This window comes from Clostridium tarantellae, from assembly GCF_009295725.1.
Taxonomy (GTDB): Bacteria; Bacillota; Clostridia; order Clostridiales; family Clostridiaceae; genus Sarcina; species Sarcina tarantellae.
The window spans coordinates 1-11541 of the sequence record NZ_WHJC01000099.1 but is presented as its reverse complement, the minus strand read 5'-3'; the positions used below and the strand labels follow the sequence as shown (position 1 = coordinate 11541).

Genomic DNA, 11541 nt, shown 5'->3' with positions numbered 1-11541 from the left:
ATACACAATATTGTTTTTCTAAAAGTTCCAATAGAAAAATGTTATGAAGTTAATAATAAAAATAAATTTATTGAAATTAACTGCTCTTCTTTTCCCACTACTAATAAATTATAACTAATTATATATATTAACAAGATTTTATTCTTGAATTTATTTTTTGGGTGATTAATTATGCTTGAAATAACTCTTATAAATTATTCTCTTAATTCTATTAAAATATGGACAGTTTATACTGAACCTTTAGAATTATTTCCTTCTATAAAATCAACAAATTTTTTTGGAAATGGTGATTTTAAAACCATTACTATTCCTAATGATTGTCGTGATGCTAGTATAACTGTAGATATTTTAGATGAAAAAGGTATCGCTATTCCTGCTCGTTCATTAAAATTTGATAATACTATTATAAATAAAATTCCTATAGAAAAAAAACTTTTTCAATTTGTTGGATATAAAAATTTAGCTAATATAAAAGATTACTTTTATGATATATTGGAAATTCCACTTAACTCAACTTTTAACAATAAACAATTTATGAATTTTAATATTAGACAATTTATAAATTTTAATAATAAAAGTTCTATTTCTGCAAAATGTGATTTAACTTTTCAAATTGGTTTTAAAGCATTTAAATATGAAAGTAAACTTATTAAATCCAAAGAAAATATACAGTTTAAAATTCCTTTAAATTGTAATTATGTGCAGTTTAGAGTTTTTAGATTAAATGCTTTAAAACAATTAAAATTAGTTGAATTAATTCAATCTACAAGTAACCATATTCAAAAATGTTATGTACTTTCAAGTAATTTATTAAATACTTCATTTTTTCTTAAAGAAACTTCTTGTATTTAAAACTTAATTAAATACTGAAATTAATTTTCTAAAATTTTCTAAAATTATAATTAATATAAATAAATTAGTTCTTTTTTCTTAATAAATTTTAAAGTATAAGGTGATATTATGTATGATTTAACCATTTTAAACGTTAGTAATGTATCAATAAGATTTTCTATTTATTATGAACAAGGAGATGCAATGAATTTTACAACTAAGTCTTCTCCTTATTTTGGTAATGGTCAATATCAAAGTCTTTCTTTACCTGATAAACTTTTTATATTTCTTGCTATTGAAAAAAAGAATATAACTGGAGCTAATAAAGATATTACAAGTACTGAATTTTTAAATAATAAAAGTAGAACTTTTCAATTAGTAGGCTCCTTTAATAACCTAAAATTAATTGAAATACCTTCTTATCTTTTTATAGTAGAAAAAAAATATATTTCTATTTCAAATAAGCCTGCATTACCAACTGAAAGACTTAAGTCACCAATTTCTTGTAATGTTAATTATTCTTTATTAAATAAAGAATATTCCTGTACTCTTAGACCTATTCCAAAAAATGGTCATTTAGATTACTTTGTACCATATAATAGTACTAATATTTCACTTGAAATTTTTATGCCAGATTCCAATAGAAAATTAACTTTAATTGAAAAATTATATTTAAAGGATTATATAGATTTGCCTAAATGTTTTGTTGTATATAAACATTTATCTGGTTCTACGATTTTAGTAAAAGAAAAGAAATGTAATAATACAACTTAATTAAAATATTTTAACTTTATATCTTTTTAAAAAAGAAGGTAATACTCATGAAAATAATCCGTAAATATTATTTTCATGAGTATTAATTAAATTTTATATTAATAGTAAAGTTTTTTCAAATAAAAAATCATATAATTAATTAATGAAAATATATTTAAAAGTATTTAAAATATATTTTCATTAATTTAATAATGTCTTTTTTTATTCTATAACAATTTTATGAAAATTCTTTTTACCCCTCTTAATAAGAGCAACCCCATCTTGAAAGTCTGATAATTCTAAAGTTTTCCTAAAATCTGTTATCTTTTCTCCATTTAAAGAAACTCCACCTTGTTGTATAAGTCTTTTACCTTCTCCTTTTGAAGGTACTATTTTATTTTCCGCTAAAATATCTAATAAAGTACTTTCTAACTTATCAGCTGAAATTATAACTGTTGGGACATTGCTCATATCTCCACCAGCTCCAAATAATGATTCAGCTGCTTCTTTAGCTTTAGTAGCTTCTTCTTCTCCATGTATAAGCTTAGTTACTTCAAAGGCTAAAACTTTTTTAGCTTCGTTTATAGCTGATCCTTCAAGAGCACATAATCTTCTTACTTCATCCATTGGAACAAATGTTAATAATGATAAACATTTTTCAACATCAGCATCTCCAACATTTCTCCAATATTGATAAAAATCATATGGTGAAGTTTTAGCTCCATCTAACCATAAAGCTCCACCTACAGTTTTACCCATTTTTTGACCTTCTGAATTTGTTAATAAAGAGCATGTCATAGCATAAGCACTATCTGAATCTTTTCTTCTTATTAGTTCTACACCCGCAATCATATTAGACCATTGATCATCTCCACCTAATTGCATTTTACATCCATACTGTCTATGTAATTCATAAAAATCAAATCCTTGCATTAACATATAGTTAAACTCTAAAAATGAAAGACCTTTTTCTAATCTTTGTTTAAAACATTCTGCTGAAAGCATTCTGTTAACTGAAAAATGCACTCCAATATCTCTTATAAAATCAACATAATTTTGATTTAATAACCAATCCGCATTATTAACTAATATAGCCTTATCATCACTAAAATCTATAAATTTCTCCATTTGTTTTTTTATACATGAAACATTATGAGCAATTTGCTCTTTTGTCATCATTGTTCTCATATCAGTTTTTCCACTTGGGTCACCTATCATAGCTGTTCCACCACCAATTAAAGCTATTGGTCTATGTCCAGCCTTTTGCATATGGGACATAAACATCATTGCAATAAAATGTCCTACATGTAAGCTATCTGCCGTTGGATCAAATCCAATATAAAATGTTACTTTTTCCTTTTCTAAAAGTTCTCTTGTTTCTTTTTCATGTGTAAATTGTTTTATATACCCACGTTCTATTAATGTGTCTAATACATTTTGCATTAACTTAAACTCCTCCAAACTTTTTAATTTATAATATCTTAGTATAATTCCTTATATAGTTTATCATTTACTTATTAAACATTCTATACAAAAATATATATTTTAATTAAAAAATAAGACTCTATTATAAAAGCCTTATTTTTTAATACAATAAAATACATATATATTATATTTTTCTTCTTTTATTTGATTTATTAAACAATTTAAATTTAAGTTAAGTTTTTTACATATAAATGGAACAATAAACTTAATAAATCATTTAAAAAGGTTAAAGATTTTTACTAAACATTTCAAGGTTTATGAAAGAAATTATGGCTTATATGATAAATCAACAAAATCTTTAACCTTTATTTTAATCTATATAAATTCAAATAGTATTTTTAAATTAATATTTTTAGGCAACATACTTTTTTATATATTCTGGTAATTTGTCACTTTGTTGATGCAAGTTTATAAATACGTTTACACAAAATTTCTTTGTTAATTTTTCTAATTTATTAAAGTATCGAGAAGCTTCTTCTGATTCCATATTAGTTGTAAGATTACAAACACCATCTAAATAAATATTTTCAATATCAAAATCTCTTGAAATAATTCCACATAAAAATCCATAAACCTGTTCATAACTTTCTAATTTAAAATCATCCATTGAAATAAATCTTATTTTTTTATTTAAGTGTAACATACGTTTATTGTCATCATCTATATATACTAAATTTCCTTTACAGTTTAAAGCCTTTTCATTAGCTAAACTAATTAAATTTTTACTTTTGCCTGAACCTCTTTCGCTAAAAAATACCTGAATCATTTTATATCACTCCTTATTTTTATGTTTTAATTAAAATATATTAAAACATAAACTTTATATTAATTTTAAAAATACTCATAAATATTAGATTTTAATTGAAAATTACATATTACTTATTGCATATAAACCTGGCATAATCACCTTAACGCAATTTTCTTCTTTTGAGTCTATTACTTTTACTTTTCCTATACCTTTAAATGCCTTTTTAAATTTTACAATGCCTGTACCACTTTTTAAAAATCTTTGTTTTTTATCTAAGGTTATTAACTTTTCGTATATCCACATATTCCTACGTGCATAATTAACATAACTATTTTGATACCTTTTTATCATTTGACCTGGACTAGATACTATTAAACTTTTTCTACTTATTATAATTTCTATTATTTTATTACATTGTGAATAATCTCTATATAATACTGCATTTTTCACTGCTTCAATTACAGCATACACTGGATAGTTATGAGGTAATTCTTCAATTAATAATTTTTCTGTCCTATTTATCATACTTATAAGAGTGCCTTGAATAACTGTAACCTTATCTTTATTGGATTTATTTACTATTTTTATCATGTTATGAGGAAGATATATACTATTATTTTCAGCAAAAACTAATAATCCACCTAAAGTACACATTACTGTACCATCAATTTCATCTATAACAGTAATATTACTAGTATTTAATAAAAAAGTTTTATTTTCATCATTTAATTTTATACTTTTGCATTGAAAGTATTCCTTTAATAAATCTTCGTCAAAAATATCTGCACTACTTTTAACTATAGGAAACACTTCTATATTAAAGTTTAAACCTTGCTGAAATGCTGAAATTAATTCTATTTTTCTCATTATATCTGTGGTAGAACCTCTTCTAATATAAAAAGCTCCACTTTCTCTAACTTGATAGGGCTTTTGATATCCATTATATATGGTTACTACAAGGATTTTTTTATTATCTAGTAAAACTTCATTTAAAGCTATTGGAATAGGTGGCTCTGTTCTTGATGTTACCACTTGTTGTAATTTTTCTTCTGATAAATAGAAATTATCTGTAACTCCTATTATTTTTTTAGTCCTATCTTGTATTCCTATAATTATATAACCTCTGCCACCTCTAGAATTTGCTATTGCACATACATCTTTAACAAATTCTTTCTTATTTCCTTCTGTAACTAATTCTAATTTTTCTTTAAAATCTAGTTTTTCTCCTTCATTTCTTTTTATTAAGTTTAGTAATTTTTTACTATCCATAAATAACTCCCTAGTATAAAATAAGCTCTTTATTTGTTTTATAATACTTTTTTATCCAAATCTAAATAAAAAGGTTTATAGAATATTATATTCTATAAACCTAAATTAAATGACTTATTTATTACTTAAATTTTTTAATATGTACTTCCTGTAACACTACTTCCTTCAATTTGAACATCTACATTAACTTCTAAATCTGTTATTAAGATAGGAGCTTTATCTAAAACTTCCTTTGGATATTTTAAAGAAAATAATTTTTGAACATTTACTATATCTATTCCCTCTCCTTTATAAACCTCAAAAACATTTTGTAAAAATTGCTTTAATACCTGTTCTTCAGCTGCTTCTATTAAAGGAATTACATCTTTATTATTTATTAATAATCTTCCTTGTGATTCACCTATATAGCATTTTATTTTTAAATCCTTAATTAATTTTATTCTTTCTTTATCATACTCTATTTTTGTTTTTGTTTTAGAATTGTCTATTTCTAATGTTATATAGCTATTAGGATCTTGAGGGTTTAATACTTCTAATGTCCCTTGATTAACCTTATTAGTTAAAAAGTTATATGCCATAGCATCAGTAGAATTTATTTTTTTTATCATTCTTTCATCTTTAAACAAAGCTCCTCCACTAAGTTCTAACCTTTTTTCTCCTAAATCATCTCTTAAATTTAAAGCACCTAAAATTAATAAATTATTATAATTAGTTCTTCCATCTAAGTAATGATTAGCATCTAAAGTTATTACCCTTGGACTTTTATTCATTTTATGTACTAGTTCATCAATAAATACACCTAAATATTCTTCATCTACTTCTACCTTTTGTAAAAGTTCCTCCACATTTCCAAATAATACAAACATATAAGGCCTAATGGAAAACTCTTGGCTTTTATTTATAGCATCCATATATTTTTTTATTCCACTCTTAGAAGCCTTTTCTGTAAAAATATATGATTTACATTGAGTAAAATCTACTTTACTACTAGATATCATATTTATATCCTTCATAGCTTCTAAAACTGTTTTTCCTTTTCCTTTATATACTATTCTTTTTCCTTTATCTGAACTATCGTTAGCACTTCTATATGGTTTAACAGAATCTAAATAAATTTCTATATCTCCTATATCATTTTCATCAAATATAACACTTGTTACAAAGGTAACTTTGTTTATATCTCTATAATTATAACAACCACATAAGCTAACAACAACGCTTAATAACATTATTAATCTAATTAACTTTTTCTTCAATGTCATTTTTATCATCCTTCTTTATTATGCCATTTGATATTTTATCTAAGCTACCTCTAAAAAATATATCTTTAAATTTATATGATTTTAATGAACCTAATGGAAATAAATAAGGGTATCCACAACTATTTAAGTTACCTAAATGCGCTATTAAAATCATTCCCATTAATACTACTCCTGGTAATCCATATAAGGCTGATGTAGCTGTTATTAAAATAGTCCACATAGAAACCGAACCATATAATTTAGGTATTAAAAAATATGATACAGTGCTTATTGCTACTACTATTATTGTTATTTTTGATGCAATACCAGCTCCTACAGCCGCATCTCCTAAAATTAAAGCTGCAACAATACTCATAGATGTTCCTATAGGTTGTGGTAATCTAAGTCCCGCTTCTTTTATAAGCTGAAATAATATCATCATAATTATTACCTCTGCCACAATGGGAAAAGGTACTCCTGCTCTAGCTACTGCTAATCTAAATACAAAAGAGCTTGGTAAAATTGAAAAATGATGTGTAACTAATGAAACATATAGTGCTGGTAAAAACATAGCTATGAAAAATGCTAACCACCTTAATATTCTTGTAAAGCTCGTAAAATACCTATTTAAATAATAATCATCTGGTGTTTGAAAATTTTCTAAAAAGAAATATGGCACAGATATTACAAAAGGAGTTCCATCTACCATAACAGCTACTCTACCTTCTAATATCTTTGCACATAATTCATCTGCTTTTTCTGTATATCCTACAGTATCAAAAACTGTTTTATTAGCTCTTAAAGTAGCTTCTATGTAGTTTGTATCTAAAATAAACTCATAATCTAAAGAATTTATTTTTTCCCTAACTTCATCAATCAACTCTTTTGGTGCTAACCCTTCAATATAACTTAAACATACAACAGTTTGAGAAGCATTACCTACATAAAGAGGCTCAAATTTTAAATTTGCATTTTTTATTCTTCTCCTAACTAAAGTAACATTATCAACAAAAGCTTCAGTAAACCCTTCTCTTGGTCCTTTTACTACAGCCTCTGTAATAGGAGTTCCAACTCCTCTTCTAACAAATCCCTTAGTTTCACAGTAAATTACCTTTTGAAAATCATTAAAAAGTATAACTACATCACCGGATAATACATGTAATAATGTATCTTCTTGATCTTTTGAAAATCCTAAAATGTTTATATTTAGTACCTTTTTTAATACATCATCTTCAGTATTAATATTTTCTTTAATTTGTGTTAATGGCTCAACTATATATTCACTTATGAACTGAGTAGAACAAAGTACATCTATAAATACTATAGTTGCTTCTCCTAAAGCTGTATGCACCTCCCTATATTTTACATCAAAACTATTTTTTAATTTGTTTTTTAGAAAATCTAAATCTTTTTGCATTTGTTTATCACCCAAAAATATTATCCACCGTAATTATGTTTAATATTCATTATTTTGAGAATAATAAGTTTTGTAAAATTACAAAAATTAAACGAGGTGGAAATTTTGGAAAAATTAACTTCAAGACATTTTATATTTTTTATAATAGGCTCTATGACAATTTCATTAATAAGCTATCCTTCACTTTTTATTCAATGGGGTAAAAATGATACTTGGATATGCACATTCTTTGCTGCAATCATATTCTTATTGTTTAGTTTTTTTACCATAGGAGTTATGAATAATACTAAAGAATATGATTTTAAATCTATATGTTTTAAAACTTTAGGAAAATTTTTTGGTACAATATATCTATTAATATTTTCAGCAACTATAATTTTAACTTGTATAGAATCAACATCAATAAACGCTACATCTATTCACACTAATATTTTTCTAGATACACCTATTTGGTACTCATTATTATTATTTTTAATAACTGCATATCTAATATCAAAAAATAATTTTAATAGTATTATTATGGTTACAAGTGTATCTATCATAGTAGTTATTTTTTTTACTATATTAATAAATTCATTTAGTATTAAATACGTAGATTTAGGTTTAATTTTACCATTACTAAAAAATGAAAGTATTAATAATTTAATTATTTGTACATTGAAGCAATTAGGTTCATTATCTGCTTTTTCATTATTACTCCCTATAATATATAGAGTTGATGATAAGAAAAATTTTATGAAAAATACACTTGCTTCAGTTTTTTTAATACTTATTATTCTTATTGGAATAAATTTTATATTGATAGGAACTTTAGGAGCTTTTAGATGTGAAAATATATTTTTCCCTCAATTTATTCAATCTGAAAGAATATATTTTGGTGGATTTGTTGAAAATGGAGAAATATTTGTAATAATTATTTCTATGCTTGCTTGGATTATAAAATATTTAATAGCTACTTTTTCCTTATATTCTTTGTGGAAAGATAAAATAAAAAATAAAAATATATATTTTTTATTTTTAGCTTTAATAGTATATGCTGCATCTTATTTCCTTTGTAGAAACACATATTTTTTATTTTATATATTAAATTATTTTCAATATGTTCTATTAATTGTATTTTTTATACTTCCTATCATTATATATTTATTATTTAATATAAAAAAGGCTAAAAAATAAAAATATTAATAAAATCTTTTTCAATATATTGTAATCTTTTTCAATTGTGGTATAATTTAAGTGTAATTAATTAATTAAGATTTAATAGGTCAAATTTTACTAATTCTCTTCCTTTAAAATTTATGTTTCTGTTCATTGACTTTAGGGAAGTCTCGAATTACCAAGTAAAATTCCCCTATAAGTTTTAAAGGAGGTCATTTAGAAATGGAAGATAAAAAAATAACTTGTAAAGACTGTGGCAAAGAGTTTATATTCACTGTTGGTGAACAAGAATTCTATAAAGAAAAAGGATTTGAAAACGATCCTGTAAGATGCCCTGATTGCAGAAGATCTAGAAAAGCTCAAAAAATGAATAGAGATAGATAATTTCTATTTGTGTATATCCCCTGTGAGAAATCACAGGGGTTTTTATTTACACTTTTTTACAACTAAACATTTTTTATTATTTGTAACCAAAGTATATTTTTTTAAATATTATAATATATAAAAGTTACATTTTATTAAACTAAATTTAGGAGGATTTTATTATGGACTTTGATATGGAACAACTCAGCAATTTATTTGATTCAATAAAATTTGATGAAATTTTTGATAATATCTTTTCTCGCAACATGGTTAATGATATATATGAAACTCCCTTATTTGACACTCCCTTATTTCAAACTCCTATATTTAATAATCTTATAGATGAGAATCCTATTAATCAGGAACCTACGAATGAGGATTATATGACCAATGAACCTAATGAAGAAGAACCTATATCTTCAGATCCTATGTCTACAAATACTATGTATGAATCTGTTCTCTCAAATGCACCTTTAAATTTCAAACTAAATATAGCAGATGGAGTATTAAAAAATGGTGCTAAAATACTTGCAAACCCTAAACGTGTAACATCATTAGGTGGCCCTAATAATGGCTCATCTACTATATACGTGCCTACTGTTAAACCTGGCAAATATATTATGATATTTAATTATTATAATGGTTTACGTCGTCTTAAAATAGATGTAAATAGAACCACTTCAAAAATAATTTATACAATGCCCTCAATGCATAAAGGAGTATTTAATATTGTAGTTAATTTAGATAAATCACTAAATGAAATTATATTTTACGGTGATGGCTTAAGTCCTGCACCTGATCTAGGAGATATTATGATATTTAAATCCTGTGCTGATATTTCTGAATACACACCAGAAATGAAATATGATCTAAGTACTCTTGATTTCAAATTAATTAATGATGCAAAATTTAACTCTCTAAATTTTATAAGTGGTATAGGTGGAATCAATAATGGTGCTATTCTTCTAAATACTAATGTAAATTCTATTGGATTATATAATTTAACAATTGACTATCTTAGTGGTGATGAAGATACGTCATTAAAAATTTCTATAAATGATTCTCCTATTAATACTGTTTTTAATTTTTCCAAAACAAATAATTGGAATTTAAAAAGTGCTAAACATTTTAATACACTAATAACAATTACTTCAAAATCAAATATAATTAAACTTTATAACGATATAGGAACTGCTACTCCAAATATAGGCAAAATTTCTCTTGCACTAGTTGATTCCAATCCTATAACCTTTAAAGAACTTACTCCTATTACTAAACCAGATCCTATGGTTAATCCAACTCCTGCCACCCAACCTACTTCTACTCCTGAACCAGCACCAATATCTACTCCACCTTTGCCAACATCAAATCTTTATACACCTTTAATTTATGAAGCTGTATCAGGACTATTACAAAATGGAGCAAGAAAAGAACTTGAAAATAAATTTATTGGTTGGCTTGGTGGTCCAAACGATGGTTCAGTTAATTTGAATGTAAAAGTATCTACCTCTGGTAACTATACTTTATCTATTACTTATTTAAGTGGTGATAGAGATAGGCCTTTAAAAATATCTGTTAATAATATAGATAAAAAAATAATTTACAACCCCCCAAGTACCAATAGTTGGAAATATTCTGACGCTAAAACCTTTACTATCGCTGTTGATTTAAACGAAGGTGAAAATACAATTAAATTTCATGGAGATAGAATAAATTATGGACCTCTCATAGGCAAGATTAGTCTTTCTTTTAATTCATCAACTACTATAACTTCTACTGCTTCTTCCCACTCTACCTTTACTCCTCAAATTGGCTTAGAAGGTTCTGCTACTATTAATGGTGATTTCATAACAGGTATTAATAGTGTTGGTAAAGGAGTCGTTACTTTACTAGTTGATGTACCTTCTAATGGTATATATGATTTAGGAATTCATTATGTTGCTAATACACCTGATTCAAAAATAAAAATAGCAATTAATAATACTTCTCTTCCTGATTATTATATTTTCGAGAAAACATTAACAACTAATATAACAGATTCAAAAGTGAAAATTATTAAAGTTAATTTATCTAAAGGTAAAAACTATATTGTCATTTATTAAATATTTTAGTTATTTAATATTAATTATTAAAAACTAAAACATTATATCCAAAGCTAATAAAAAAATAAATAATGAAATTTATAAATTTAAATAATGGGGTGGTATTTATTACAACTTCATTATTTAAATTTATAAATTAATTTTAAGTATAAATATTATTATAATAACTCATAA

General features: G+C 24.6%; 10 protein-coding genes. 5 read left to right on the top strand and 5 right to left on the bottom strand.

Annotation, left to right across the window (positions count from 1 at the left end):
- The first annotated feature begins 171 nt into the window (after positions 1–171).
- Positions 172–852 carry a hypothetical protein gene (locus GBZ86_RS08160; RefSeq protein WP_152889509.1) on the top strand — a complete coding sequence of 227 codons (681 nt, stop codon included), beginning with the start codon at positions 172–174 and terminating at the stop codon, positions 850–852.
- 108 nt (positions 853–960) lie between these two features.
- A complete protein-coding gene (locus GBZ86_RS08155) occupies positions 961–1605 on the top strand; it encodes a hypothetical protein (RefSeq protein WP_152889507.1) in 645 nt (214 codons plus the stop codon).
- 201 nt (positions 1606–1806) lie between these two features.
- Here the strand turns inward: GBZ86_RS08155 and tyrS are convergent, their stop codons facing one another.
- From tyrS to GBZ86_RS08130, 5 genes are all read right to left on the bottom strand, one after another.
- Complete coding sequence (gene tyrS, locus GBZ86_RS08150; protein WP_152889505.1) at positions 1807–3027, bottom strand: tyrosine--tRNA ligase; 1221 nt, start codon at positions 3025–3027, stop codon at positions 1807–1809.
- Between the two features lie 394 nt (positions 3028–3421).
- The gene (locus GBZ86_RS08145; RefSeq protein ID WP_152889503.1) at positions 3422–3835 is read right to left on the bottom strand and encodes a hypothetical protein; all 414 of its coding nucleotides are present in this window, start codon (positions 3833–3835) and stop codon (positions 3422–3424) included.
- Positions 3836–3937: 102 nt separating this feature from the next.
- On the bottom strand, positions 3938–5086 hold the full coding sequence (locus GBZ86_RS08140) for an AlbA family DNA-binding domain-containing protein (protein ID WP_152889501.1): 1149 nt from the start codon (positions 5084–5086) through the stop codon (positions 3938–3940).
- A 134-nt stretch (positions 5087–5220) separates the two neighbouring features.
- Positions 5221–6348, bottom strand: coding sequence for a Ger(x)C family spore germination protein (locus tag GBZ86_RS08135; protein WP_152889499.1), 1128 nt, complete (start codon positions 6346–6348; stop codon positions 5221–5223).
- Positions 6323–7744 (bottom strand): spore germination protein, encoded by a 1422-nt coding sequence (locus GBZ86_RS08130; RefSeq protein WP_152889497.1) that lies wholly within the window; start codon positions 7742–7744, stop codon positions 6323–6325. Before GBZ86_RS08130 ends, GBZ86_RS08135 begins: the two co-directional genes overlap by 26 nt.
- Before the next feature lie 105 nt (positions 7745–7849).
- Between GBZ86_RS08130 and GBZ86_RS08125 the strand changes: the two genes are divergently transcribed.
- The 3 genes from GBZ86_RS08125 (at position 7850) to GBZ86_RS08115 (ending at position 11367) form a co-directional block, all read left to right on the top strand.
- On the top strand, positions 7850–8920 hold the full coding sequence (locus GBZ86_RS08125) for a GerAB/ArcD/ProY family transporter (protein WP_152889495.1): 1071 nt from the start codon (positions 7850–7852) through the stop codon (positions 8918–8920).
- Positions 8921–9124: 204 nt separating this feature from the next.
- Positions 9125–9286 carry a zinc-ribbon domain-containing protein gene (locus GBZ86_RS08120; protein WP_152889493.1) on the top strand — a complete coding sequence of 54 codons (162 nt, stop codon included), beginning with the start codon at positions 9125–9127 and terminating at the stop codon, positions 9284–9286.
- Positions 9287–9447: 161 nt separating this feature from the next.
- Positions 9448–11367 carry a carbohydrate-binding protein gene (locus GBZ86_RS08115; RefSeq protein ID WP_152889491.1) on the top strand — a complete coding sequence of 640 codons (1920 nt, stop codon included), beginning with the start codon at positions 9448–9450 and terminating at the stop codon, positions 11365–11367.
- The last annotated feature ends 174 nt before the right edge of the window (positions 11368–11541 follow it).

Bases quoted from the DNA above. Each gene is read 5' to 3' on its own strand.
- GBZ86_RS08130 (WP_152889497.1), bottom strand. From the start codon at position 7,744: ATGCAAAAAGATTTAGATTTTCTAAAAAACAAATTAAAAAATAGTTTT.
- GBZ86_RS08135 (WP_152889499.1), bottom strand. From the start codon at position 6,348: ATGACATTGAAGAAAAAGTTAATTAGATTAATAATGTTATTAAGCGTT.
- GBZ86_RS08140 (WP_152889501.1), bottom strand. From the start codon at position 5,086: ATGGATAGTAAAAAATTACTAAACTTAATAAAAAGAAATGAAGGAGAA.
- tyrS (WP_152889505.1), bottom strand. From the start codon at position 3,027: ATGCAAAATGTATTAGACACATTAATAGAACGTGGGTATATAAAACAA.
- GBZ86_RS08145 (WP_152889503.1), bottom strand. From the start codon at position 3,835: ATGATTCAGGTATTTTTTAGCGAAAGAGGTTCAGGCAAAAGTAAAAAT.
- GBZ86_RS08120 (WP_152889493.1), top strand. From the start codon at position 9,125: ATGGAAGATAAAAAAATAACTTGTAAAGACTGTGGCAAAGAGTTTATA.
- GBZ86_RS08155 (WP_152889507.1), top strand. From the start codon at position 961: ATGTATGATTTAACCATTTTAAACGTTAGTAATGTATCAATAAGATTT.
- GBZ86_RS08160 (WP_152889509.1), top strand. From the start codon at position 172: ATGCTTGAAATAACTCTTATAAATTATTCTCTTAATTCTATTAAAATA.
- GBZ86_RS08115 (WP_152889491.1), top strand. From the start codon at position 9,448: ATGGACTTTGATATGGAACAACTCAGCAATTTATTTGATTCAATAAAA.